The sequence below is a fragment of the Pseudomonas sp. AKS31 genome, assembly GCF_023634765.1.
Lineage (GTDB): Bacteria > Pseudomonadota > Gammaproteobacteria > Pseudomonadales > Pseudomonadaceae > Aquipseudomonas.
In genome coordinates this window covers 720,674-745,871 of record NZ_JAMLFX010000001.1, presented here as the reverse complement: position 1 = coordinate 745,871, position 25,198 = coordinate 720,674, and the positions used below count along the sequence as shown (strand labels likewise).

General features: G+C 59.3%; 28 protein-coding genes. 7 read left to right on the top strand and 21 right to left on the bottom strand.

What is annotated here, in order from left to right:
• Positions 1-45: 45 nt before the first annotated feature.
• Positions 46-456: a low affinity iron permease family protein gene (locus M9827_RS03330; protein WP_186623797.1), complete on the top strand. Its 411-nt coding sequence runs from the start codon at positions 46-48 to the stop codon at positions 454-456.
• Positions 457-543: 87 nt separating this feature from the next.
• On the opposite strand, the gene M9827_RS03325 is transcribed toward M9827_RS03330, so the two are convergent.
• The 8 genes from M9827_RS03325 to M9827_RS03290 form a co-directional block, all read right to left on the bottom strand.
• Positions 544-1,047, bottom strand: a complete 504-nt coding sequence (locus M9827_RS03325) for a DUF4142 domain-containing protein (RefSeq protein ID WP_250603459.1) — start codon at positions 1,045-1,047, stop codon at positions 544-546.
• A 76-nt stretch (positions 1,048-1,123) separates the two neighbouring features.
• Entirely contained in the window at positions 1,124-1,279 is a 156-nt protein-coding gene (locus tag M9827_RS03320) for a KGG domain-containing protein (RefSeq protein WP_077045875.1), read from the bottom strand.
• Positions 1,280-1,395: 116 nt separating this feature from the next.
• Positions 1,396-2,745, bottom strand: coding sequence for a sensor domain-containing protein (locus tag M9827_RS03315; protein WP_250603457.1), 1,350 nt, complete (start codon positions 2,743-2,745; stop codon positions 1,396-1,398).
• A 79-nt stretch (positions 2,746-2,824) separates the two neighbouring features.
• Positions 2,825-3,463, bottom strand: coding sequence for a LysE family translocator (locus tag M9827_RS03310; RefSeq protein ID WP_250603455.1), 639 nt, complete (start codon positions 3,461-3,463; stop codon positions 2,825-2,827).
• 60 nt (positions 3,464-3,523) lie between these two features.
• The gene (fos, locus tag M9827_RS03305; protein ID WP_250603453.1) at positions 3,524-3,940 is read right to left on the bottom strand and encodes a fosfomycin resistance glutathione transferase; all 417 of its coding nucleotides are present in this window, start codon (positions 3,938-3,940) and stop codon (positions 3,524-3,526) included.
• Positions 3,941-3,944: 4 nt separating this feature from the next.
• Entirely contained in the window at positions 3,945-4,661 is a 717-nt protein-coding gene (locus M9827_RS03300; protein ID WP_250603450.1) for a PA3715 family protein, read from the bottom strand.
• A 36-nt stretch (positions 4,662-4,697) separates the two neighbouring features.
• Positions 4,698-5,432 carry a PA3715 family protein gene (locus M9827_RS03295; protein ID WP_250603448.1) on the bottom strand — a complete coding sequence of 245 codons (735 nt, stop codon included), beginning with the start codon at positions 5,430-5,432 and terminating at the stop codon, positions 4,698-4,700.
• 335 nt (positions 5,433-5,767) lie between these two features.
• A complete protein-coding gene (locus M9827_RS03290) occupies positions 5,768-7,045 on the bottom strand; it encodes an NHL repeat-containing protein (protein WP_250603446.1) in 1,278 nt (425 codons plus the stop codon).
• Between the two features lie 219 nt (positions 7,046-7,264).
• Here M9827_RS03290 and M9827_RS03285 point away from each other — a divergent pair, with 219 nt between their 5' ends.
• Positions 7,265-7,882, top strand: coding sequence for an Ig-like domain-containing protein (locus M9827_RS03285; RefSeq protein ID WP_250603444.1), 618 nt, complete (start codon positions 7,265-7,267; stop codon positions 7,880-7,882).
• Between the two features lie 29 nt (positions 7,883-7,911).
• On the opposite strand, the gene yiaY is transcribed toward M9827_RS03285, so the two are convergent.
• Entirely contained in the window at positions 7,912-9,060 is a 1,149-nt protein-coding gene (gene yiaY, locus M9827_RS03280; protein ID WP_250603438.1) for an L-threonine dehydrogenase, read from the bottom strand.
• Between the two features lie 155 nt (positions 9,061-9,215).
• On the opposite strand from yiaY, the gene M9827_RS03275 reads away from it, so the two are divergent.
• On the top strand, positions 9,216-10,235 hold the full coding sequence (locus M9827_RS03275) for a DUF4917 family protein (protein WP_250603436.1): 1,020 nt from the start codon (positions 9,216-9,218) through the stop codon (positions 10,233-10,235).
• 97 nt (positions 10,236-10,332) lie between these two features.
• Here the strand turns inward: M9827_RS03275 and M9827_RS03270 are convergent, their stop codons facing one another.
• Positions 10,333-10,875, bottom strand: a complete 543-nt coding sequence (locus M9827_RS03270; protein WP_250603434.1) for a helix-turn-helix domain-containing protein — start codon at positions 10,873-10,875, stop codon at positions 10,333-10,335.
• Positions 10,876-10,981: 106 nt separating this feature from the next.
• Between M9827_RS03270 and M9827_RS03265 the strand changes: the two genes are divergently transcribed.
• Both M9827_RS03265 and M9827_RS03260 read left to right on the top strand, forming a co-directional pair.
• Positions 10,982-11,764, top strand: coding sequence for an aldolase (locus M9827_RS03265; protein ID WP_077571483.1), 783 nt, complete (start codon positions 10,982-10,984; stop codon positions 11,762-11,764).
• Positions 11,765-11,786: 22 nt separating this feature from the next.
• Complete coding sequence (locus tag M9827_RS03260) at positions 11,787-12,668, top strand: dihydrodipicolinate synthase family protein (protein WP_250603428.1); 882 nt, start codon at positions 11,787-11,789, stop codon at positions 12,666-12,668.
• Positions 12,669-12,808: 140 nt separating this feature from the next.
• Here the strand turns inward: M9827_RS03260 and M9827_RS03255 are convergent, their stop codons facing one another.
• The 3 genes from M9827_RS03255 to M9827_RS03245 all read right to left on the bottom strand — a co-directional run bounded on the left by M9827_RS03255 (position 12,809) and on the right by M9827_RS03245 (position 14,246).
• Complete coding sequence (locus tag M9827_RS03255; RefSeq protein WP_122608808.1) at positions 12,809-13,153, bottom strand: YegP family protein; 345 nt, start codon at positions 13,151-13,153, stop codon at positions 12,809-12,811.
• Between the two features lie 192 nt (positions 13,154-13,345).
• Positions 13,346-13,651 carry a ribbon-helix-helix domain-containing protein gene (locus M9827_RS03250; RefSeq protein WP_250603423.1) on the bottom strand — a complete coding sequence of 102 codons (306 nt, stop codon included), beginning with the start codon at positions 13,649-13,651 and terminating at the stop codon, positions 13,346-13,348.
• Between the two features lie 13 nt (positions 13,652-13,664).
• Entirely contained in the window at positions 13,665-14,246 is a 582-nt protein-coding gene (locus tag M9827_RS03245; protein WP_250603421.1) for a DJ-1/PfpI family protein, read from the bottom strand.
• Positions 14,247-14,539: 293 nt separating this feature from the next.
• Here M9827_RS03245 and M9827_RS03240 point away from each other — a divergent pair, with 293 nt between their 5' ends.
• On the top strand, positions 14,540-15,430 hold the full coding sequence (locus M9827_RS03240; RefSeq protein ID WP_108225299.1) for a DMT family transporter: 891 nt from the start codon (positions 14,540-14,542) through the stop codon (positions 15,428-15,430).
• Positions 15,431-15,553: 123 nt separating this feature from the next.
• Here M9827_RS03240 and M9827_RS03235 read toward each other — a convergent pair whose 3' ends face one another.
• The 4 genes from M9827_RS03235 to M9827_RS03215 all read right to left on the bottom strand — a co-directional run bounded on the left by M9827_RS03235 (position 15,554) and on the right by M9827_RS03215 (position 19,116).
• Positions 15,554-16,771: a class I SAM-dependent methyltransferase gene (locus M9827_RS03235; RefSeq protein WP_250603418.1), complete on the bottom strand. Its 1,218-nt coding sequence runs from the start codon at positions 16,769-16,771 to the stop codon at positions 15,554-15,556.
• Positions 16,772-17,081: 310 nt separating this feature from the next.
• A complete protein-coding gene (locus tag M9827_RS03230; protein WP_250603416.1) occupies positions 17,082-17,699 on the bottom strand; it encodes a TPM domain-containing protein in 618 nt (205 codons plus the stop codon).
• A 33-nt stretch (positions 17,700-17,732) separates the two neighbouring features.
• The gene (locus M9827_RS27700) at positions 17,733-18,494 is read right to left on the bottom strand and encodes a TPM domain-containing protein (protein WP_284676732.1); all 762 of its coding nucleotides are present in this window, start codon (positions 18,492-18,494) and stop codon (positions 17,733-17,735) included.
• Positions 18,495-18,507: 13 nt separating this feature from the next.
• Positions 18,508-19,116 carry a LemA family protein gene (locus M9827_RS03215; RefSeq protein ID WP_250603414.1) on the bottom strand — a complete coding sequence of 203 codons (609 nt, stop codon included), beginning with the start codon at positions 19,114-19,116 and terminating at the stop codon, positions 18,508-18,510.
• Positions 19,117-19,376: 260 nt separating this feature from the next.
• Here M9827_RS03215 and bglX point away from each other — a divergent pair, with 260 nt between their 5' ends.
• On the top strand, positions 19,377-21,668 hold the full coding sequence (gene bglX / locus M9827_RS03210; RefSeq protein ID WP_250603412.1) for a beta-glucosidase BglX: 2,292 nt from the start codon (positions 19,377-19,379) through the stop codon (positions 21,666-21,668).
• Positions 21,669-21,766: 98 nt separating this feature from the next.
• On the opposite strand, the gene M9827_RS03205 is transcribed toward bglX, so the two are convergent.
• From M9827_RS03205 to M9827_RS03190, 4 genes are all read right to left on the bottom strand, one after another.
• The gene (locus M9827_RS03205) at positions 21,767-22,924 is read right to left on the bottom strand and encodes a phospholipase D-like domain-containing protein (protein ID WP_250603409.1); all 1,158 of its coding nucleotides are present in this window, start codon (positions 22,922-22,924) and stop codon (positions 21,767-21,769) included.
• 1 nt (position 22,925) lies between these two features.
• Positions 22,926-23,516 carry a YceI family protein gene (locus tag M9827_RS03200; RefSeq protein WP_250603407.1) on the bottom strand — a complete coding sequence of 197 codons (591 nt, stop codon included), beginning with the start codon at positions 23,514-23,516 and terminating at the stop codon, positions 22,926-22,928.
• A 143-nt stretch (positions 23,517-23,659) separates the two neighbouring features.
• Positions 23,660-23,956 (bottom strand): amidase, encoded by a 297-nt coding sequence (locus M9827_RS03195; protein ID WP_250603405.1) that lies wholly within the window; start codon positions 23,954-23,956, stop codon positions 23,660-23,662.
• Complete coding sequence (locus M9827_RS03190) at positions 23,953-25,032, bottom strand: serine hydrolase domain-containing protein (RefSeq protein ID WP_250603403.1); 1,080 nt, start codon at positions 25,030-25,032, stop codon at positions 23,953-23,955. Before M9827_RS03190 ends, M9827_RS03195 begins: the two co-directional genes overlap by 4 nt.
• Positions 25,033-25,198 lie beyond the last annotated feature (166 nt).

Below are 25,198 nucleotides of genomic sequence, written 5' to 3'. Positions count from 1 at the left end.
GCCAATGTCTGAATTTCAAGCACTCCTCCAATAAGGAACACGGCCATGAAATTCGCAAAGATTTCCCAGAAACTTGCTCTGTGGGCGGGTAGCCCGAAAACCTTTATGGGGGCGTTGATCCTGATCGGTGTGTGGGGATTGTGTGGGCCGATCTTCGATTACAACGACACCTGGCAACTGATCATCAACACCTCGACCACCATCATCACCTTCCTGATGGTGTTCCTGATCCAGAACACGCAGAACCGCGATACCGACATTCTCCATTTGAAAATCGATGAATTGCTGTTGGTGACCAAAGAGGCACAAAACGCGATGCTTGGGCTGGAAGCGCTGGATCTGAAGCAGTTGGAGGCGTTGCGCAGGCACTATCGTTCGTTGGGCGAAGGGGAAGTGTTCAACCTTGAGGGGTTGGGCGAGAAGAGCAAGTCGAAGCAGGATCTGAATGAATGTTGAGGGGTTAAAATCAAAAGATCGCAGCCTTCGGCAGCTAATACAGGGATTGAGTAGGAGCTGCCGAAGGCTGCGATCTTTTGCTCTTGATTAGCGGCTGGCCTGTAACTGGCGAGCCATTTCCAAATGGCTTCGCAATTTCGGCAGTGTTTCGTCAGCGAAGGCTTTGATCTCAGGCACGTCAGTGGTCTGCGCTTCCTGCTGAATCTGCTCGATGGCCTCTTCAGTGGCTTTGACCTGGCTGGTGGCATAGGCCTGATCGAAGGTGTCACCGTCCTTCACTTGCGGCATCAATTCCTTGGCCTTGTCGGCCAATTCTTCCCGGGGCGCCACCGGCAGGTCGAGCTTCTTGGCGATTTTCGCCAGGTGCTGATTGGCAGTGGTGCGGTCGTTGATAACGACGATGGTGTAGTCCTTGACCTCTTTCGATTCGGCTTTGCTGTGGGCCAGACGACTGGCCTCGATGTCGGCCATGCCTTTGGCCGAGGCATCGTTGATGAAATCGGCGGGCGACTGGGCAAAAGCGCTGCTGGCACACAGGCCCAATAGCGATGCAAAACTCATGGTGCGTATACGGGTGGCCATCCGGCTCATGGTCGCGCCCTCCTTACTTGCGAAATTCAAGCGGGAGCTTACGCCCCCGCCTCTCAATCAAAACTACCTTCACCGACTACTTCGATTTCTGAGCGGGCTTGCGGCCCATGTCTGTTTTTGGCTCTTTGTCGACAGTCGTTGTGGTGGTTTTCCCACCTTTGCGACCTGCTTCAGAGGCCTTCGTTCGATCGTTGGCGAAGTTTCCCGAGTTCGAGTTTCTTGAATTAGGCATGATTCTCTACCTCTTGGTAATGATCGTGGCGAGCAGGTGCCCGCCTGGATTGAGAATTTTCTGGCCGGCAAAGGTTTAGAAAAGTTGCAGTCGCTGCGACGAACGGCGCTGCTTTATCAGCCGTTGAGCGCGTGATGGTTCAACCGTTTGGCGGCGTACATCGCCTGATCGGCATGGCGGAACAACTGTTGCTCCTCGCTGCCGTTCTCTGGATAGCGGGCGACGCCGATACTGGGTTCGATGTGCAGGTTGTGGCCATCGAGACGCATCGGTTGCGCCAGCACCTGTCGGATTTTTTCCGCCACGCCGTCAGCATCTTCCGCGGCCTGAACACTGTGCAGCAGGACGACAAATTCATCGCCCCCCATTCGGGCAACGGTGTCGGTTTCCCGCACGCAACCCTTGAGGCGGTTGGCCACGGTTTGCAAGAGCATGTCGCCGACCGCATGGCCGAAGGTGTCGTTAACCTGTTTGAAGCGATCCAGATCGACATACAGCAAAGCCATGTGCCCGGATTGCTCACGAGCATTGGTTAAAGCAGCCTTGAAGCGATCGCGCAGTAATTCACGATTGGGCAGTTGCGTCAGTTGATCGTACTGCGCCATGCGCCGCAGGCGGGCGTGCAATTGCTGACGCTCGATGGCCGTGGTGACTTGGGCGCAGACGTACTGCAGCAATTCCTTGTCCTGCTCGGTGTAGCGTTCGCCGCCGGGCAGGCTTTTGACGATCAAGGCGCCGATGGTGCCGTTCTTCGAGTTCAACGGCACACCGAGCCAGCAAGGCGCGTTCTGGCCTGCCACCAGTTCGGCGAAATCGGCTGGGGAATCCGGGCTGTCTGGCGTCAGCAGAATCGGTTGGCCGCTGCGAATGACCTCCGTGCACAGACGTCCGGTGACGGTCCCCGGCTGCTCGGGCTGCAATTCGTGATCGTCGACGTGATAGGGGAAATTCAGTTGTGCGCAGTGTTCGTCGTAAAGCGCCACGGAAAAATTCATCGCTGGCAGCCATTCGCCGATGATCAGGTGGATGCGTTTGAACAGCGCCAGCAGATCTTCCGCCGCATGAGCCGCTTCGGAAATCGCGTACAACGCAGCCTGCCGCGACTCGGCCAGCTTGCGCTCGGTGATGTCGCGCGCCACGGCGATGCGCAGTTGATCAACTTCCGACCAGCGCGCCGACCAGAGGATATGCACAACGCTGCCATCCTTGCGCAGGTAACGGTTTTCGAAGTTGAGCTTGGGTTCGCCGCCCATGATTTCCTTGGCGGCGGCGAGGGTGCGTTGCCGATCCGCCGGGTGCACCAGGTCGATCATGGGCCGGCCGATCAACTCTTCAGGCGTATAGCCGAAAACACGCTCACAGGCGGCACTGACAAAAACAAAGCGACCCTGCTTGTCGACCGCACACACGGCGTCCAGCAACAGATCAATAAAACTCGCCAACGGCGCGGAATTTCGGCTTTCCATGGTTCAGCGGGGGTGTCCGGGTAATGCAGCACTGATCAACCTTCCCTGACCTCGTGATTGCGCCTCCCTGCACTCACTTTCAAGCCTTGTTCGGCATCAGCCCCGGCAGCGCGTGCACCAGCGCATTGATGGCGAAACCGATAAACATCACGCCGCACAGCCGGGTGATCAACAGTTCGTGGCGCTGATACAGCGTGCGTACCCGCTGCGCGCCGACCACGCCGATGAGAATAGCGTAGGCCAGCAGGCCGCCGAGGAAACTCAGGGCAATCAGCGCCGGCAGCATCGACCAGTTGAGCAATTCAGCGCGGCTCGACAGCAGCGCGGTGAACGTCGCGACCGCCACCGGGTAGGCCTTGGGATTGGTCAGACCAAACAGAATGCCGTGCCAGAACGGCTTGCGCGCCGCGCCCTGGGGTTCGTCGCCGTTGCGGCGCTGGGCTCGCACTGCGCGCCAGCCGAGCCAGAACAGGTACAAGCCGCTGAGCACACCGAGCACATCAAACACGGTGCTGCCGATTTCCCGGGCGCCGACAATGGCGATCAGCGCCGTGCTGCACCAGACCACATCGCCGAGCAGATGCCCGCACAGAAACCCCGCCCCGGCCCGCCGCCCGTGGGCTGCACCGATGCCGAACACCGCTAGCACACCCGGCCCGGGCGTGATGCCGTAAATGAAACCCGAGGCCAGCACGGCCATTAGCAACGATGGAGTCATGGAAAACCTGCAAGTACCAGAACACGTGGCCGCCAGTCTATATCAGACAAATGTGTCTGATCATGACTCGTCGTAAAAACGCATGCCGGCGTACGGTTTTTTCCGACACGCCGCCAGCCGTGAAGCGAGATCGCCGACATGGGCTTCGAGCTTGTGGCCGTCGGGATCGAGAAAGTAGAAAGACGCACCTTCGCTGCGGTTATCCCGCCACTCCTGCACGTTCGCCGCTTTTAGCTTCTGCACGAACGTTGAGATATCTGCCGCGTTGAGGCTGAACGCGTAATGGGTGTAATCGACGCAAGCTTGAGTTTTGCGCAAGGGATCAAGCGATAGACACAACCACAAACCCGGCAGCGACAGGTAGGCACCAGCATCCCACGTGGCTTCAACGCGCAACTGCAAGACATCGCGGTAGAACGTCAGGCTGCGCTGCAAATCGCTGACCGCGAGGGTCAGGTGGTTGAGGCCGGTGAGCATCGGGTCAGTAACCTCTGAGGTCTTCGGGGACGATGTATTGCTGGCCGTCGTAGGTCAGGGTGATCTGTTTTTGCTTCAGGCGGGTGGTATTGGAAACGCACTCTTTACCCGACTGTGTATTTTTCATTTTGCTGCCGTTGGTAGTGACGATTAAATCGGCCAGACCATGGTGGCTGGAAGCGCCGATTTCGACGGTTCGGCGAATGGTTTTGGTATAGCCTTCGCAGTCATCGATGAACTCGCCGTTGTTCTTGGCAACCACCAGGCCCTCCAGCACCGGACGCAACTCATTGCCTTCGCGAACATACAACGCCAAATCGGTTTTCTCGTAGGGAATAGCGTGGGAACTGTGCGTAAACAATGAACGCAGACCGAAAGCCCGAACCTGTGGCGCCAGTCGATAACGGGCCGTGTCGATACGCAGATCATCAAAGCGCACGGCATCGGAGTTGTAAGCGCCCGGCTTGCGGTACGTGGCGATGGGGTTGTGAGTGCTGGCGTTGACGATCGACAGATCCAGATCGAAGACCCCGGCATCATCGCCGCCGGCGTCGGGAAGATAAGTGGATTTAACCGAAATCGCCTGGTTCTGCACGGCCGGCCAGACTTTGCAGCGCGACAGGTTTTTGCCGTCGAAGTCTTTGGTTTGGCAGGCGGCCTGGGCTTGAGGAGCGAGGGCCAGAATACTGAGGACAATAAAGAGCCTGGTGGGCGTGGGCATTGTTCTTCCTTGATAAGAGTCGTGTTAAGCAGCCGTTTAAAGGCCTTTGAAGCCTTGCGGCAAGACGTAAGACTTTCCGTCATAAAGCAATGTTGTGAGAACGGGTGGGTAATGGGTGATTTTATCTTCACAAGCCTCTGCGTCGCCCACGCTGCTTGTGCCGGTTTGCTGAGTCTTGACTATCAGGTCCGCGTAACCATGGGAGCTTGTTTTGGCGACTTCCACCGTTCTGGTAATTTCGCTGCGTTCACCTTCGCAAATATCATTCCACTCGCCGCTGTATTGGGAGACCAGCAACTGGCTCAGGATTGGACGCAACGTTGCTCCCTCTCTCACGTAGAGCGAAAGCTGAACCTCTTCCAAAGGATTAAGACGGGATGCATTGGTGACACGGGCACGCACACCGAAGGCCCGGAAATCGGCAGCCACTTTGTAGCGTGCAGTATCGAGTGCCAGTTCCACCAAGGCTACGCCGTCAGTTTCGAAAGCAGCGGCTTGATGATAAGTGGCAACAGGAACTGATCGTCCATCCTGTAATACAGACAAATCAACATCGTAAAAGCCGTGCGAGTTTCCCTCGACATAATCGGAAGCTCGCTCGAACCTGGCGGTGGCGCTGAGGGTCTGCCCGGGATAGGCCGGCCAATCCTTGCAAACCGAAAAATCCAGATCCCCCGACACTGCCGGCGGCGTGCAATCAGCCAATACCTGCCCCGCCAGCAACCACCCGCACAATACCGCACACCCGACCCAGCCAGACTTCACTGTCACTTCCTGCTCCCTGATCACTTTTTCAGCCGCGCACTATCCCCTGCTGTATCGGCCCTTTCAACCGAATCATCAGTAGACCAACGTGCATTTCCCGCTAGGTAGCGAGACACAGTTAACGGCGTCGCGGGTGGTGGGGGGATTCGGATGTTTGAGAGGAACGGGCTGGCTGTTAGCTGATGTCATGAATCCATGATTTTTCTGCGTCTGGACGTCAGTCTTCGCGAGCAGGCTCCCACAGGGAAATGCATTTCAACTGGGAAATGCGATCAACTGTGGAAGCGAGCTTGCTCGCGAAGAGGTCAGCCCATTCAGCGAAGGCTTGTCAGCCCTCCCCGTCAGTCTGCCGCCGTCAACAATCGCACCAGATGAGCCGCTTCATTTCTCTGCCCCAACACCAGCACTGACGAACCCTGCAGACAGGCGTCCTGCGCGATCCACTCGATAGCGGCGGCGCCTTCTACATCAAACCCAGGATCCACGGCGCCATCGACCAAAAAGCCTCCCGACAGCAACCGTCGTGTGCCGTCCGAGGTCTGTCCGACCGTGACGATTCGCGGGCCGGGGGAGTCATTCAGCGCGAACCCTGCGCTCCAGCTTTTCAGATCCAGTGGCTGCGCGGCAACGGTAAGGACAGGCGCCCCTCGGTTGAACGCTAAATCAGGCCCACCGTCGCGGGTGAACCCGCTGATGAGGCCGTGCTGAAGCTTCTCCCCGGCGGACGACTCGACGGCCGATCCGATCATCAACAAGCCCTGCGCCGATTGCACGACGATGCGGTTCACTGAGCTTTCGAGCGGTGCCCCCGCATTTTGCAGTTCCAGCAGCAGCGTACCGCCCTTGCCGAACGACGTGGCAACCTGCCCGGAACTGTCGAAAGCCATGACCAGTCCCTGATTGGTCACTTCTGTCTTGCCATGGACAAGAATCTTCCCATCGTCCAACTGCGTAACCCCTTGCAACGTGATCGCCACACCGGAAAGCGTCAGGTGGATCCAGCCTTTGCCGGCAAATGCCGGGTCATCCTTGCCATCCAGAAAGAAACGCGTCAACAACCCGCTGCCCCCTTGAGAGGTGACGAAGAGCAATCTGTCCGGCATCGCTTCGGGAGTGGAGTGCGCCAAAATCAAGCGACCGCCCGTGGCATTTTCGAGCGCAGGAATACGCATCGGCACGACCCGGTAGCCAGGCTGTCCATCACCAAACTCGGGATCGAGCGTACCGTCGGGGTTGAATCGAGCGATGATTTGCTGGAGTTTGCCCTCGGGATCTGCAAGCACTGCGCTCATCCAGAATGCGTCGTCGCTCTCATCGACAACCAGACTCCCGCCTTGTGATAACCGACCGTTGGCAAACTGGCCGCTCAGGTATCCGCCCTGACCGAAGCCGGTGTCGATAAGACCGTCAGGGAGCAGTCGTGCAAGGCCGTAGTGCGAGGCTCCCGCTGCGTCGATAACCGTTGCACTTACCATGATCCGAGCCGAAGGCAGCACTGCGACACTTTTGCCGATGGTTTTGCGCGCGCCAGGAAACTCCAGCGTTTGCAGACCCGAATGGGCAAACGTCTGATCCAGCTCACCTGCTGATTGTGCTTTAGGTGCGTTGGTGTTCGGCATGTTCATGTGCTCCTCAAGGGATCGTGGTCGCCCCCGTTGTCAGAGCATTCGATCCGAAGCAGCCAAACCAGACAACTGACAGAAATGACAGTTTTTTAGAAGAAAATGAAATTGCCGACCAAGCAAAAAAAACTAAAAGACTGGTAGTTCTTACAGGTTCAAAACGCAACCGGTCATGCCAGCCTCTCGATTCAAGTTCAGCCTGAAACGAGAAGAACAATGAGCATTTCCGATAAGCCCAAGACGCAACCTGTCCCGCCCCCGACTATCACGTACCCCGAAGAGGGCCAGGAAACGGGAGTTGCAACACTGTTTCTCGGGAGCGGTATACCGGGTGCTCAGGTGCAGGTCTGGAACATTGAAAATACGCACTTACTCGGTGGAGGACCGGTCAGCGCAAATGGACGATGGGCGTTTAGCATCAGCGGTGCCCAGTCGACGGGTCAGCACGGGGTTCGCGCCCACCAGACATGGGAAGCCATCAAGTCAGACTGGAGTGACGAGCGCAGGTATACCGTGCTACTGCAGCCAGCAATCGACGTCCCGGTAATTGTCGAACCAAAAGAAGAAGCTCAGGTAAGCGCTGTTCCGGTCTTTTCCGGAAATGTCACAAAAGCTGAAGGCTTCGTTAGCATTATCGATCTGGACACCGGCGAGATGATTGCCAAAGCCGACGTCGACTCCCTCAAGCAATGGAGTAAACAGATTACAAAACCCTTACCTCCCGGACCGCACCGGATATCCGCCATTCACAACATCAACGGGAATTTGTCCGACTGGGTCCGTGTTCGTACGTTTACGGTGATCGCTAAAGGCAAGGGCAAGGGTAAAACCTGACATTCAAGAAATTAACCCTGCCGCGCCCATTAAAACGCGTTGCGAAAAATCTCCTCGATCTGGCGCTGATCCGCCGCCCGAGGATTGGTCAAACCGCAGGCGTCTTTCAGCGCATTGCTGGCGAGCACCGGAATGTCACTGAGCTTGGCGCCCAATTCGCGCAAGCCACCGGGAATTTCGACATCCTTGGCCAGGCAGCGGATCGCGTTGATCGCTGCCTGTGCGCCCTCTTCGGCGCTGAACCCACGAATGTCGGCGCCCATGGCGTGGGCAACATCGGTCAGCCGATCGGCGCAGACCAGCGCATTGAACGTCTGCACATGGGGCAGCAGCACGGCGTTGCACACGCCATGCGGCAAGTCGTAGAACCCGCCCAACTGATGTGCCATCGCATGCACATAACCGAGCGAGGCGTTGTTGAATGCCATGCCGGCGAGGAACTGCGCGTAAGCCATGTTTTCCCGCGCGGCGAGATCACCGCCATCGCGCACAACCAGACGCAGGTTGTTGCTGATCAGGGTCATGGCTTTCAGCGCGCAGGCGTCGGTGATCGGGTTGGCGGCGGTCGAGACATAAGCCTCGATGGCGTGGGTCAGCGCATCCATGCCGGTGGCGGCGGTCAGGCCTTTGGGCATCGCGACCATCAGCGCCGGGTCATTGACCGAGAGCAGCGGCGTGACGTTGCGATCGACGATGGCCATTTTCACGTGGCGCGATTCGTCGGTGATGATGCAGAAGCGGGTCATCTCGCTTGCGGTGCCGGCGGTGGTATTGATGGCGATCAGCGGCAATTGCGGCTTGCTCGATTGATCGACGCCTTCGTAATCGCGAATCTGCCCGCCATTGGTCGCGCACAGGGCAATGCCTTTGGCGCAATCGTGGGGCGAGCCGCCGCCCAGCGACACGATGAAATCGCAGCGAGTCTCTTTGAGCAGCCCCAGCCCGGACTCGACGTTGGCGATGCTCGGGTTGGGTTTGGCGCCGTCGAAAATCACCGAATCGATGTCCTGCATTGCCAGTTTCTCGGCGATCATCGTGGCCACACCAGCCTTGGCCAGCCCCGCGTCAGTGACGATCAGCGCCTTGCGAAAACCGTAGTTGCGGATCGCGACCATGGCTTCGTCGAGGCAACCGTTGCCCATGATGTTTACCGCCGGAATAAAAAAGCTGCTGGTCATGCGCGCATCTCCTGACAAGGGCCGAATCGACTGCTCCGATACGGCGGATGTGCACAGCATCGACCGATCGGTCACGGCCGATGTTGATCTGGCTCAATGCCCGCTCGTGATAAAGTCGCCGCCCATCAGCCCCTTTGTTTTGAGACGCCTGCGCAATGACCGATTTTCTGGATGTCGACGCCACCCTCGAAGACTGGAACGCCTTGCGCGCCACCAGCGACTTCAACGGCCTGCTGGTGGGCAATGGCGCCAGTCGTGCGGTGTGGGACGACTTCGGCTATGACTCGCTGTTCGAAAACGCCCGAACCGTCGAGGAAAAACCGCTGAGCCCGTCGGAACTGGCGGTGTTCGACGCCATGCAAACGCGCAGCTTCGAGCAGGTCCTCGGCGCGCTGAAAACCACCAGCCGGGTCAACAAGGCGTTGGCCGTCAGCTCGGCGGCGCCGCGCAACCGCTACTACGCGATCAAGGAAGCGCTGATCAACACCGTGCACGCCGTGCACATTCCGTGGCGATTGGTGCAAGCCTCGACGCTGGCGACGCTGAATGAAGAACTGGCGCGCTATAGCACGGTGTTCACCACCAATTACGACTTGCTCAACTACTGGGCGCTGCAGCACAACAGCGAGGCCATCGACGACTTGTTCAACGGCGCAAATGCCAGCTTCGATCTGGCCGAACGTGCCACCGACAAACCGCGCTTGTTGTACCTGCACGGTGGTCTGCATCTGGTGCGCAACCAGGACGGCACCGCACGCAAACTGACCTCAACCGAAGGCACGCTGCTCGGCAGTTTCGCGATCAACAACACGATCAAGACGCTGGATGATGTGCCGCTGTTCGTCACCGAAGGGCCGAGTGCGGACAAACTCAAGACCATTCGCAGCTCGGATTATCTGTCGTTCTGTTATGACCAATTGCTGGGGCATGACGGCAGTCTGTGCATCTTCGGTCATGCCTTGGGCGAGCAGGATGCGCATATCGTGCGGGCGCTGCGTTTGGCGAAACCGAAGACTGTGGCGATCTCGATTTATCCGCGCAGTGCGGCGTTCATTCAGCATCAGAAACGGCATTACGCGAAGGTGTTCGAGGGCACGGAGGTTGAGTTGCGGTTTTTTGATGCGAAGAGCCATGCGCTGGGGAATCCGAAGCTTTCGGTACCCGTCGAGGTTTAAAGCAAGATCAAAAGATCGCAGCCTTCGGCAGCTCCTACAGGGGAACGCATTCCAACTGTAGGAGCTGCCGAAGGCTGCGATCTTTTGATTTCAAGGTTCATTCTTCGGCGCTGTGCACCACCACCAGCAACTGCGCCTGCACCTCACCCACCGAACGGATCCGGTGCGGCTTCTGTGCATTGAAGTGCAGTGCATCACCGCGTTCCAGCAGCACCTTCTCGTTCATGAAATCCACTTCGACCTGCCCTTCGTGGACGAACAGAAACTCCTCGCCCAAATGCTCCTTGAAGGTTTTGTCAGTGAACTCGCTCGGCGGGTAGATGATGAACGGCAGCAGGTTGCGTTCGCTGACTTGATGGGCCAGCACCGCATACCCGGGACTCTGGTCATTCGCCGCCAGTGACTGGCGCTCATGGCTGCGCACCAGGCTGTAGCTGTCGAGGCTGACGCTGTCTTCGGAGAACAACTCCTCGACTTTGACGTTCAACGCCTTCGCCAGTTTCAACGCGGCAGCAATCGAAGGGGTGTTCAGCCCGCGCTCGACCTTGGACAGATAACTCTTGGTCATGCCGGATTTTTCGGCCAATGCCTCAAGGGTAACGCCAAGTTTTTTTCTCAATAGTTTCAAACGGATAGACATTCGCGGTGGTTATTCCAGCAAGGAAGCAGCGATTCGTGCTTGCCAATGACACTTTGTGTCATATAGCCTCTTTCGTGTCATTTGCTCTCACTCAAAGGACACAGACATGGCCAAGACATTAGCACTACCCAAAGACCAACTGGTCAAGCAAGCGCTGACCCAGATGCAAAAAAGCCTCGCGGATAATACGTGGACCGACCGACAAAAGCTGGCCCTGACCTGCCGGATTCTCTTCGAAAACGGCCACGACTCCGGTCTGGCCGGACAAATCACCGCCCGTGGCCCGCAGCCCGGTACCTATTACACCCAGCAACTGGGCCTGGGTTTCGACGAAATCACCGCGAGCAATCTGCTGCTGGTCAACGAGGATCTGGAAGTCCTCGAAGGTCACGGCATGGCCAACCCGGCCAACCGTTTCCATAGCTGGGTGTACCGCGCCCGGCCGGACGTGAACTGCATCATTCACACCCACCCTACCCACGTCGCGGCGCTGTCGATGCTTGAAGTGCCGCTGCAGATTTCCCACATGGACTTGTGCCCGCTGTACGACGACTGTGCGTTTCTCGAGGGCTGGCCGGGGGTGCCGGTGGGCAACGAAGAAGGTGAGTTGATTGCCGGAGCGCTGGGCGACAAACGCGCAATTGTGCTTTCGCACCACGGTCAGCTGTCGACCGGCACGACGATTGAGGAGGCGTGTGTCATCGCCCAACTGATCGAGCGTGCGGCAAAACTGCAACTGCTGGCGATGGCGGCCGGTACGATCAAGCCGATCATTCCCGAGCTTGGCCGCGAGGCACACGACTGGATCGCCAAGCCGAAACGCCACGCCGCTGCCTTCAACTATTACGCCCGGCAGAACCTGCGCCAACACGCCGATTGCCTGAACTGAACCCTGTTACGGAGAGATTCCCATGTCCACTATTCACGGCATCATCGGCTACACCATCACCCCGTTCGGCGCCAATGGCGAAGGGCTGGATCTGCCAGCGCTCGGGCAATCGATCGATCGCCTGATCGACAGCGGCGTCCACGCGATTGCGCCGCTGGGCAGCACCGGCGAAGGCGCTTACCTGAGCGATGCGGAGTGGGATGAGGTTGCCGAGTTCAGCATCAAGCACGTCGCCAAACGGGTGCCGACCATCGTCAGCGTGTCTGACCTGACCACCGCCAAAGCCGTACGCCGCGCACGTTTCGCCGAAGGCCACGGTGCCGATGTGGTGATGGTGCTGCCAGCTTCGTACTGGAAGCTCACTGAGGCAGAAATTCTTGCCCACTACCGCGCCATCGGCGAGCGCATCGGCGTGCCGATCATGCTCTACAACAACCCGGCCACCAGCGGCACTGACATGTCCGTTGACTTGATTTTGCGCATCGTCAACGGCGTGGAGAACGTGACCATGGTCAAGGAGAGCACTGGCGATATTCAGCGCATGCACAAACTGCAACTGCTCGGCGAAGGTCAGGTGCCGTTCTACAACGGCTGCAATCCGCTGGCACTGGAAGCATTTGCGGCCGGGGCGAAAGGCTGGTGCACGGCGGCGCCCAATTTGATTCCACAACTGAATCTGGACTTGTACGAGGCCGCCATGGCCGGTGATCTGGATCGCGCGCGGGATCTGTTTTACCGCCAATTGCCGCTGCTGGATTTCATCCTCAAGGGTGGCTTGCCCGCGACGATCAAGGCAGGTTTGCGTCAGACCGGGCTTGAAGTGGGCGATCCACGCTTGCCGGTGTTTCCGTTGAGTGAGGCGGGTCAAACGCAGCTGCAGACAATCCTCAAGACCCTGCGCTGATCTCAAGCAATACGCAAAACCCTGTGGGAGCTTGGCTTGCCAGCGATGGCGGCGTACCAGTCTACATCCATGCTGAATGAAATGGCCTCATCGCTGGCAAGCCAGCTCCCACAGGAATGATGCTGGATTCGAAAATGAGCTCAGAGGACAGGCAAGGTCTTGTCCTTGATCACTTTGCTCGGTCCGTTCGCCTTCACACTGGCAATGCCTTTATCGCACGCCGCCTCCGAGGAATAGGATTCGCTGCTGCCGATAACCTGATGATTGGCGGCTTTCAGGTTGAAGTACGGATGGCCGTCCTTCGTCGACTTCTTCTCGTAGCGTTCATCCAGCGGGCTGTTGGTTTGCACCGCCGCGATGCCGCCGTCAGCCGCTGCGCGAGTGGTGTACAGCTCGCTGGTCAGAATCGTTTCGGCATTCGCCGCTTTCAGCACGAACCTGAACTGGCCGTTGCTGCTTTTACTGATTTCGTACCATCCGGACATGCTCGTTGCTCCTTGGCGATTGAGAGATTTCGCGCTTCAGAGTAAAGACCAGCTGCAGCCTTCTGTCGCCTGGACCGGCCCCATCGCTGGCAAGCCAGCTCCCACAGGAATCTTCTGTGTGCTCACTCACTGAGCCGCACCGCTAAACCTGTGGGAGCTGGCTTGCCAGCGATTGGGGCAACTCGGTCCAGGCTATTTCAGCGCAGTGCGCACCACCGACAATTCTGCGACAGCCCCGCGCCGCTGACTCAGATAACGCGTACAACTCACCCGCAGGAATGAGGCAAAATTCACCACCTCCCCGCGATAATCCATCACCTCTTCATACAGCTTGGCGATCAGTTGGTTGGTGGTCATGCCGTCGACCTCGGCGATTTCGCTGAGGATGTCCCAGAACTGATTCTCCAGGCGCAGCGTCGTCACCACGCCGCAGATGCGCAGCGAACGCGAGCGCGACTCATAGAGAATCGGGTCAGCCTTGACGTAGAGCTCGCACATCGGCGGTTCCTCGTTACAGGGTGATTTTGGTGCCGAGCAAACCGAGGAAACCGGCCAGCCAGTTCGGATGCGCCGGCCAGGCCGGGGCAGTGGCCAGATTGCCTTGAACGTGGCCGTCCGTCACCGGGATATCGATGTACGTACCGCCCGCCAGTCGCACTTCCGGCGCGCAGGCCGGATAGGCGCTGCATTCGCGCCCCTCAAGCACACCCGCCGCCGCGAGCAATTGCGCGCCGTGGCAGACCGCGGCAATCGGCTTGCCGGCCTTGTCGAAGGCGCGCACCAGTTCGAGGACTTTTTCGTTCAGGCGCAGGTATTCCGGCGCACGTCCGCCGGGGATCAGCAGCGCGTCGTAATCGGCCTCGCTCGCCTTGGCGAAGTCGAAGTTGAGGGCGAACAGGTGACCGGGCTTTTCGCTGTAGGTCTGATCGCCTTCAAAGTCATGGATCGCGGTGCGCACGGTTTTGCCGGCAGCCTTGTCCGGGCACACGGCGTGGACGGTGTGGCCGACCATTTGCAGGGCCTGGAACGGCACCATCACTTCATAATCTTCGACGTAATCGCCGACCAGCATCAGAATCTTTTTCGCGGCCATGGGGAGGACTTCTCTGGAGGGAATGCTTGGGAGTGTTCAAGGTAGACCTTATCCGCGAGGTCGGGTAACAACCGGCTACTACCGAGTTGACTCATCGCTGGCAAGCCAGCTCCCACAGGTTCTGAGGCGACCACCGATGTTGTGTTCAACTCGGACACTGTGGGAGCTGGCTTGCCAGCGATGCGATCTCAAACTGTACGGATAAGTCTGTGCCTAGCTGTAACAGCCCGAACTGCAAGGTTTATGGCTTTATGAAGGTCATTCCCTGCCACCTTCAATTCTGGTCTCCCCTCATGTCCTCGCGCGAAAATACCGGCATGGCCCTCGGCCTGCTCGGCGTGGTGATTTTCAGCCTTACCCTGCCCTTCACCCGCATCGTGGTGCAGGAACTGCATCCGCTGCTCAACGGTTTGGGGCGCGCGTTGTTCGCGGCGATTCCGGCGGCGTTGCTGCTGTTGTGGCGGCGCGAAAAGTGGCCAACCTGGCAGCAGGTCAAAGGCCTGAGCCTGGTGATTGCCGGGGTGATTCTGGGTTTTCCGGTGTTGTCGGCGTGGGCCATGCAAACCTTGCCGGCGTCACACGGTGCGCTGGTCAACGGCCTGCAACCGTTGTGCGTGGCGTTGTATGCCGCGTGGTTGTCCCACGAGCGCCCGTCAAAAGCCTTCTGGGCCTGTGCGGCGTTGGGCAGTGCCTTGGTGCTCGGTTATGCCTTGTATACCGGGGCCGGCAGCATTCAGGCGGGTGATTTGCTGATGCTCGGTGCGATTGCGGTCGGTGGACTGGGTTACGCCGAGGGCGGCCGCTTGGCCAAGGAGATGGGCGGCTGGCAGGTGATCTGCTGGGCGCTGGTGCTGTCGACGCCGCTGTTGATCGGGCCGGTGCTGTATCTGGCCCTGCAACATCAGGGCGCGGTCTCAGCCAAGACCTGGTGGGCGTTTGGTTATGTCGCGTTGTTCTCGCAGTTTCTCGGCTTCTTCGCCTGGTACGCCGGGCTGGCCATGGGTGGCATCGCCCGGGTCAGTCAGATCCAGTTGCTGCAGATTTTCTTCACCATCGCGTTTTCGGCGCTGTTCTTTGGTGAACATGTCGAGCCGATCACTTGGGTGTTTGCGTGCGGTGTCATCGCAACGGTCATGCTCGGCCGCAAAACCGCCGTGCGCCCTGCCCAACCTGCCACAGCCTGAACACATTCCCTTGTAGGAGCTGCCGCAGGCTGCGATCTTTTGATCTTGTTTTTAAGGTCAAAATCAAAAGATCGCAGCCTTCGGCAGCTCCTACAGGTTTTGCATTCCAAGCTCAGTTCAGGGTCAGGTCAGGTAACCGTCGGCGCGCAGCAGGGTTTCCAGGCAGTGTTCGCTGATATTGTAGAAGGCCTTCAACTCTTCGATCTTCACTAACAACTGCGCCGGGTTCACCGGCTCGGCGCGTTTCACCGCGAGAATCATCTTGTTCTTGTTGGTGTGTTCCAGCGAGATGAACTCGAACACCTTGGTCTCGTAACCACAGGCCTCAAGGAACAACGCACGCAGACTGTCGGTGACCATTTCCGCCTGCTGGCCCAGGTGCAAACCGTATTGCAGCATCGGCTTGAGCAACGCCGGGCTCTGGATCTGCAGGCGGATCTGTTTGTGGCAGCACGGCGAGCACATGATGATCGACGCGCCCGAGCGGATGCCGGTGTGGATCGCGTAATCGGTGGCGATGTCGCAGGCATGCAGGGCGATCATCACGTCCAGCTCGCTCGGCGCGACGCTGCGCACATCACCGCACTTGAACACCAGCCCCGGATGATCGAGCTTCGCCGCCGCGGCGTTGCACAGGTTGACCATCTCTTCGCGCAGCTCGACGCCGGTGACCTCGCCTTCAGCCTTGAGCGTGTTGCGCAGGTAATCGTGAATCGCGAACGTCAGGTAACCCTTGCCCGAACCGAAATCCGCCACGCGCACCGGTTTGTCCAGCGCCAATGGCGACGAGGTCAGCGCATGGCTGAACACTTCGATGAACTTGTTGATCTGCTTCCACTTTCGCGACATCGCCGGGATCAGCTCATGTTGCGCGTTGGTCACACCGAGGTCCTTGAGGAATGGCCGGCTCAGCTCAAGGAAGCGGTTTTTCTCACGGTTATGCTCAGCGGACGGCGCCTCGCGCAATTGCTGAGGTTTGCTCTTGAACAGCGAAGACTTGCCCTTTTTGCTGTATTCCAGTTGCGCTTCGTCGGTCAGCGCGAGCAAATGCGCGTTCTTGAACGAGGCCGGCAACAACGCGGCAATCGCCGCCACACCTTCAACCAACGGCAGGTTTTTGGTGATGTCGCGGGTTTTGTAGCGATAGACGAACGACAGGTTTGGCTGCGCTTTGACGGTCACCGGTTTGATGATGACCCGCTGCAGATCCGCCTCTTCACCGACGTACTTGGCCAACACCAGTTTGATGAAGCCGTTCTGTTCGAGGCTGGTTTGCAGCAACTCGATGAACTGGGCGTGGTGATCGGGCGCAGGCTTGGTGGCAGGAGCAGTAACGGACATGGAAAAGCGGCCTCGGACGGGCGAAATCGGGAATGGCAGGTATTTTAGGGGGGATGGGGGTTGGGGACACGCTCTTATTTACCCAACGGTTGTTAAGAGCACCCTCACCCTAGCCCTCTCCCGGAGGGAGAGGGGACTGATTGGGGGATATTGAAGAGATACACCGACTTGAACGATTTGCCTTGAATCCATAATCGACACGGTTTTTCAGGTCGATGTCGAGCGCAAGACACCTCGGTCGGCCCCCTCTACCTCCGGGAGAGGGCTGGGGTGAGGGTATGGTACTCAAGCCGAATGAAGAATCTGCAACCTATCCCAAAACCACCAACCGATTCGGCAACTCATTCCTCACCTGCGTCACCGGCACATGCACTTTCAGCAACTCCCCACACGCCTCGATACACGTCACAAACCCTTCCAACGTGCGCCCCTGCCTGACCTGCTCGGTAAACGCCGCCACAATCGAATCCCAGGTTTTATTGTCCAGCCGCTTGGAAATCCCTTCATCCACCAGAATCTCCACATAGCGTTCAGCCTCGCAGACAAAAATCAGCATGCCGGTACCGCCCACCGTGTGATGCAGGTTCTGTTCGAGAAACTGCCGCCGCGCCAGGTTCGAGGCGCGCCAGTGGCGTACATGGCGCGGGATCAGGTGCGAGGTGACTTTGGGCAAGCGAAACAGCAGGCACAAAACGACAAATGCGCCCCACTGCACCAGCAGCAGACTGCGCAGGGTCAGCCACCCGGTCAGGTAGTGCACGACGCCGGGCACCACCAGCGCCAACAGGCTGGCCCACAACAGCGGGATATACGCGTAGTCATCGGCGCGCGCAGCGAGCACCGTCACCAGTTCGGCGTCGGTGTCGCGCTCGACCCGGGCAATCGCCTCGGCGACTTTGCGTTGTTCGTGTTCGGTCAGTAGTGCCATGTTGAAAAGTGCCTGCTCATTGTTCTTTTAATGTCACCAGCCGCCGGACGAACCACCGCCGCCGAAACTGCCCCCGCCGCCGCTGAAGCCTCCACCTCCACCTCCACCGCCGCCGCCAAAACCGCCACCACCGCCAAAGCCGCCCCCTCCTCCGGAGCCACCCCGGCCGGCAGGCAGGATACCGAGCATCTGGCAGACAAACACCGTCAGGATGAACAACATCACCAAAAACACGAATAACCCGGGATGTCGCGAAATGAAATCATCGGACGGATCGCCGCTCGATTCATACACCGTCGACGGCTCATCGAGCGGATTGCCGCCCAGCACCACCAGCATCGCCGCTACGCCGTCACTGATGCCTTTGCTGAAGTTGCCACTCTTGAACGCGGGCGTGATGACTTGATGAATGATCACTGACGTCTGCGCGTCGGTCAGCCGATCCTCCAGGCCATAACCGACTTCGATGCGCAGTTTGCGCTCGTCACGGGCGACGATCAGCAGCGCGCCGTTGTTCTTGTCCTTTTGCCCTATGGCCCAGTGCCGCCCGAGCTGAACGCCGAAGTCCTCAATGGTCGTGCCTTGCAGATCCGGCACGGTAACCACGACCAACTGCTCGCCGGTCGCCTGTTCGTGGGCCTGCAACTGCTGGCTCAGTTGCGCACGCACCGACGGCTCGAGCATCTGCGCTTCGTCCACCACCCGCCCGCTCAGCGCCGGGAACGTCAACTCGGCCCGGGCGCTGACGGCGAACAGCCACAGCATCAGCACCAGGCCCATTTTCAACACGCGCATGGACAACCTCGAATCAGAATTTCACTTCCGGGGCCTTTTCCGCGCCGGGCGTGGTGGCTTCGAAGGTTTCGCGGATCGGCAGGTCGCTGTACATCACGCTGTGCCAGAGGCGACCGGGAAAGGTGCGGATCTCGGTGTTGTACTTCTGCACCGCCAGAATGAAATCGCGGCGCGCCACGGCAATGCGGTTTTCCGTGCCTTCCAGCTGCGATTGCAGGGCGAGGAAGTTCTGGTTGGCTTTCAGATCCGGATAGCGCTCGGAGACCACCATCAAGCGGCTCAAGGCGCCGGTCAGTTGATCCTGCGCCTGCTGGAACTGCTTGAGCTTCTCGGGATTGTCGAGGGTGCTGGCGTCAACCTGAATCGACGTCGCTTTCGCCCGCGCTTCAATCACTGCTGTGAGGGTTGCCTCTTCATGCTTGGCGTACCCCTTCACCGTTTCCACCAGATTGGGGATCAGGTCAGCGCGGCGCTGGTACTGGTTCTGCACCTGGCCCCACGCAGCTTTGGCCTGTTCGTCGAGGGTCGGGATATTGTTGATGCCGCACGCGGTCAGCAGGGTGGCCAGCACCAACAACGTGGCAACCTGCAAACGTGAGCGATAGGTTGGACTTGCATTCATCGCAGTGATGCTCCTTGGCACATATCATTATAAAAACCGAGCGCGAAACATTCTCAGCGGGCTCTTGGGGCATAATCGGCCGCGTCGCTGGATTACGACGGGGCAATGGGCTAAAAAGTGCCCTGCGTGATCATGCTGCCAAGTGTTGGCTGCCGTTTTGGCTCTGGTTCTTTGAGCCTGTACCCGAACAACAATAGTCGCTCCCTAAATTTTGGCTGGCCGGCGTTGCATTGCCGCTTGGGCCCTTGAGAAAACTATTCATGAAGAAGCTGTGTTTGCTGGGTCTGTTCGTCAGCCTGGCCAGTCATCAAGTATTGGCCGCCACGACCCCGGTACCCCTGGAAAACAAGGACGCGTTCATCAGCGACCTGATGAAGCAAATGACCCTCGACGAGAAGATCGGCCAGTTGCGCCTGATCAGCATCGGCCCGGAAATGCCCCGTGAGCTGATCCGCAAGGAAATCGCCGCCGGCAACATCGGCGGCACGTTCAACTCGATCACCCGCGCGGAAAACCGACCGATGCAGGACGCTGCCATGCGCAGCCGCCTGAAGATTCCGATGTTTTTTGCGTACGACGTGATCCACGGTCACCGTACGATTTTCCCGATTCCACTGGCCCTCGCCTCGAGCTGGGACATGGACGCCATCGGCCAGTCCGGGCGCGTGGCCGCCAAGGAAGCTGCCGCCGACAGCCTCGACATCACCTTCGCGCCGATGGTCGACATTTCTCGCGACCCGCGCTGGGGCCGCAGCTCCGAAGGCTTCGGTGAAGACACCTACCTGACCTCGCGCATTGCCGGCGTCATGGTCCGCGCCTATCAGGGCGCCACACCGAGCGCAGCCGACAGCATCATGGCCAGCGTCAAGCACTTCGCCCTGTACGGCGCGGTCGAGGGCGGTCGCGACTACAACACCGTCGACATGAGCCCGGTGAAGATGTACCAGGATTATCTGCCACCGTACCGCGCCGCGATTGATGCCGGCGCTGGCGGTGTGATGGTCGCGCTGAACTCGATCAACGGTATTCCGGCCACCGCCAACACCTGGCTGATGAATGATCTGTTGCGCAAGGACTGGGGCTTCAAAGGCCTGGCGGTCAGTGACCACGGCGCGATCTTCGAACTGATCAAACACGGCGTCGCCCGCGACGGTCGTGAAGCGGCGAAGCTGGCGATCAAGGCCGGTATCGACATGAGCATGAACGACACCCTGTACGGCAAAGAGCTGCCGGGGCTGCTCAAGTCCGGCGAGATCGAACAGAAAGACATCGACAACGCCGTGCGTGAAGTGCTCGCGGCCAAGTACGACATGGGCCTGTTCAAGGATCCGTACCTGCGCATCGGCAAGGCTGAAGATGATCCGGCCGACACCTACGCCGAAAGCCGTCTGCACCGCGCCGAAGCCCGTGAAGTGGCGCGTCGCAGCCTCGTTCTGCTGAAGAACCAGAACGAAACCCTGCCGCTGAAGAAAGACGCAAAAGTCGCGCTGGTCGGCCCGCTGGCCAAAGCGCCGATCGACATGATGGGCAGTTGGGCCGCCGCCGGGCGCCCTGCGCAATCGGTGACGCTGTTCGATGGCATGAGTTCGGTGATCGGCGACAAGGCGAACCTGATCTACGCCCGGGGCGCCAACATCACCAGCGACAAGAAGGTGCTCGGCTACCTGAACTTCCTCAACTTCGATGCGCCGGAAGTGGTCGACGACCCGCGCCCGGCCAACGTGCTGATCGAAGAAGCGGTGAAAGCCGCCAAGGATGCTGACGTGATCGTCGCGGCAGTCGGCGAATCCCGTGGCATGTCTCACGAGTCTTCCAGCCGCACCGACCTGAACATCCCGGAAACCCAGCGCGAGCTGATCCGTGCGCTGAAAGCCACCGGCAAACCGCTGGTGCTGGTGCTGATGAACGGCCGCCCACTGACGATTCTCGAAGAGAACCAGTCGGCTGACGCGATTCTGGAAACCTGGTTCAGCGGTACCGAGGGCGGCAACGCCATCGCTGACGTGCTGTTCGGCGACTACAACCCCTCGGGCAAACTGCCGGTGACCTTCCCGCGCTCCGTGGGCCAGATCCCGACCTACTACAACCACCTGAGCATTGGCCGGCCGTTCACGCCGGGCAAACCGGGCAACTACACCTCGCAGTATTTCGATGACACCACGGGCCCGCTGTTCCCGTTCGGTTATGGCCTGAGCTACACGCAATTCGCCCTGAGCGACATGGCGCTGTCATCGACCACCCTGAACGCCACCGGCAAACTCGACGCCAGCGTGATGGTGAAGAACACCGGCAAGCGCGACGGCGAAACCGTGGTGCAGTTGTACATCCAGGACGTCACCGGCTCGATGATCCGCCCGGTGAAAGAACTGAAGAACTTCCAGAAAATCATGCTCAAGGCCGGCGAACAGAAAGTCGTGCACTTCACCATCAGCGAGGATGACCTGAAGTTCTACAACAGCCAGCTCAAATACGCCGCCGAGCCTGGCAAGTTCAACGTGCAGATCGGCCTGGACTCCCAGGACGTGACGCAGCAGAGCTTCGAGTTGCTGTAACCGCTAAAAGCAAAAGATCGCAGCCTTCGGCAGCTCCTACATTGGGATGTCGTACACCCTGTAGGAGCTGCCGCAGGCTGCGATCTTTTGATCTCGCTCTACCCGCGGCGGTCGAGAATGTTGACGACCAAGCGATCCACCCAGCCCCACACCCGCTGCTTCACCCGCCGCCACAACGGTCGGCGCTGCCACTCTTCCAGACTCACCTGCTGACTCAGCCCGAAGTCCTTCACAAAACTCGCCTGCACCGCTGCCGTCAACGACGGGTCCAGTGCCTCCAGATTCGCCTCAAGATTGAAACGCAGGTTCCAGTGATCGAAGTTGCACGAACCGATGCTCACCCAATCGTCCACCAGCACCATTTTCAAATGCAGAAAGCACGGCTGGTATTCGAAGATCTTCACGCCAGCCTTGAGCAGTCGCGGGTAGTAACGATGCCCGGCGTAACGCACTGACGGGTGATCGGTGCGCGGCCCGGTCAGCAGTAGCCGCACATCCACCCCGCGTGCAGCAGCCTTGCGCAGGGAGCGGCGGATTTTCCACGTCGGCAGGAAGTACGGCGTGGCCATCCAGATGCGTTTTTGCCCGCTGTTCAAGGCACGGAACAGCGAGTGCAGAATGTCGCGATGCTGGCGGGCGTCGGCATACGCCACGCGGCCCATGCCCTCGCCCTTGTCCGGCACCCGTGGCAAACGCGGCAGACCGAAATGCGCAGCCGGGCGCCAGGCGCGGCGATAACGGTTGGCAATCCATTGGCGATCAAACAGCAATTGCCAGTCGATCACCAGCGGGCCGCTGATCTCGACCATCACTTCGTGCCATTCGCTGGTGTCGTGGCCCGGCGTCCAGAATTCATCGGTGACACCGGTGCCACCGACCACTGCCAGACGCTGATCGACCAGCAACAATTTGCGGTGATCGCGATAGAAATTGCCGACCCAACGCCGCCAGTGCAGGCGATTGTAAAAACGCAGTTCGACCCCGGCATGGGTCAGTCGCTGACGCAGGTTGAGCGTAAAGGCGAGGCTGCCGTAATCATCGAACAGGCACCGCACGCGCACGCCACGCTCGGCGGCCAGCACCAGCGCTTGCACAATGGTTTCGGCACAGGCGCCGGCCTCGACCAGATACAACTCGAGTTCGATTTGCTCCTGCGCGCCGGCAATCTGCTCGAGCATGCGCGGGAAGAATTGCGGGCCGTCGATCAACAGTTCGAAGCGGTTGCCATCGCGCCACGGAAACACCGCGCCGCGCATGTCAGCGCGCCGTGAAAATCAGCACCGCACCCACCGGCACCGACAGACTGATGGCCGACAGGTCAGCGAGTTTGCGCAGGCTTTCCAGCCCCGGCACGAGATCGAAATCCTCGGCGTTGATCACCAGCGGTTCTAGCGTGACCACTTGAAAACGTCGGTCATCAAGACGCGTCGCCAGCAGCTCAGCGGGGTACTCGTGCTGCTTGCCGTGCAGCTTGACGGTCAGCGGCAGGCGCAATTCCAGCTGCGCACCGGGGGCCAGATCGTTGATCGGACGCAGGTCGATCTGGGTAGTGATGGTTGCTTCGGGGAATTGCTCGATCTGGAACAGCTCCTTGCGCATGCGCTCATCACGCAGCGGGATGCCGCTGTTGATCGAATCCAGCTCGACTTCGACTTCGGCGCGACCGTTGGGGTCGACCTTGCCGTGCAACACCAGAAAGCGCTGCACCTCGGAAATATGGGTGTTTTTCGTGCTGACAAACGACAGCCGCGACGACTCGCCGTCCAGATACCAATTGGCGTGCGCCGGCATCGCGACGGTGGCGAGCAGCAGGCTGGACAGGGTTGCACAGAGAGAGCGGTTGAACATTGAACACTCGTGGGGCCGATAAACCTGCACGAACCTTAACCGCCCCCAAAGTTATTGCAACATCAAGATCAAAAGATCGCAGCCTTCGGCAGCTCCTACAGGGTGGACCCGGTCATGTAGGAGCTGCCGAAGGCTGCGATCTTTTAAGGCTGTAAACGACAACCTTGCCGTTCGCTCAACCACTGGGCGCGGTTGCTGCGCCCCATGCCGCTGACGGTGATGGTTTTGCTGGCGCTGTCATCGGTGAATGCGCTGGTCGGCATCCACTGTTTTACGTAGCCACGGCAGTATTGCGCGTCGTTATTCATCACATAGCGGCACGAACAATATTCCTTCGCCGTGTAGGCACTGATGATGTCCGGGAAGGCCCACAGGTTTTCGCGCTCGTAGCCGACCCAGCCGAGCAGCAGGACAAGCAGTAACAACCAGAAGCGCTTCATGGCTGCACCGCCTTCAGCACGCGCTGAAGCAATTCGTTGTGGCGATAGTTACCGTCGCGATCATCGCCATATCGCACGATCACCAGTTTCTCGCTGGGAATCACGTACAGCGCCTGGCCCCAGTGGCCGAGGGCGGCGAAGGTGTCCGGCGGTGCGTCGGGCCACGGCGACGCGGCGCCATCGGCCGGACGATTGAGCCACCAGTGGCCGCCGGGCACAGCTTCGTCCTGATGGGCCTTGTAACCGGCGAAGGGAGTGCGGTTGAACGCCAGCCAGTCCTTGGGCAATAACTGCCGATCCTGCCAGCGCCCGTCACGGGCCATCAGCAGCCCGACCCGCGCCAGATCCCGCGCCGTCAGGTAAGCGTACGACGACGCGACAAGAGTGCCAGCGGCATCGGTTTCCCACACGGCGTGGCGGATGCCCAGCGGCTCGAACAACGCCGTCCACGGATAATCCGGATAACGCTGCGGGCCGACGATAGTTTTCAACGCCGCCGCGAGCAGGTTGCTGTCGCCGCTGGAATAACGGAAGACCTGCCCCGGTGCGGCGTAGGCGTCGTGATCGGCAGTGAACGCGGCCATGTCGCGATGGCCATGGGTGTAAAGCATTGCCACCACCGAGGATTTCAGTGGCGCGTATTCGTAGTCTTCCTGCCAGTCGATGCCCGAGGCCCAGTGCAGCAGGTCGGCGATTTTGATCGCCGGGTGCTGTTCCAGCGGCGGGTAAAACTGCACGGCCGGATCGTCGAGTTTGAACAGACCTTCGCCGTACGCCACGCCGAAAACGGTGGCCATCAGGCTTTTGCTGATCGACCAGGTCAGGTGCGGGGTATGTTCGGTGGTCGGGCCGGCGTAGCGTTCGTAGATGATCTGGCCATCGCGGACGATCAACAGCGCGTCGGTGCGGATGCCTTTGCGGGTGGTGTCATCGCGGGGTGGGAAGGCGTAACGCTCCAAGGCCTCAACGGCCGGGCCGGTGATCTTCGGGCCGGTTGGCCATTGTTCGCCGGGCCATGGTTCGGCTTGAACGGTAAAGCAGATCAGCAGCAGAAACAGCGACAGGCCTTTGAACATGGTGAGGGCTCTTGGGGGAACCTGCTGAGACTAGTCGGAGTTCATGACACATTTGAGATTTTGCTATCCATAAGATCGCCATCGCTGGCAAGCCAGCTCCCACAAGGTTCTTTAGTGAATACAAATTTTGTGATCACCTGTGAAACCTGTGGGAGCTGGCTTGCCA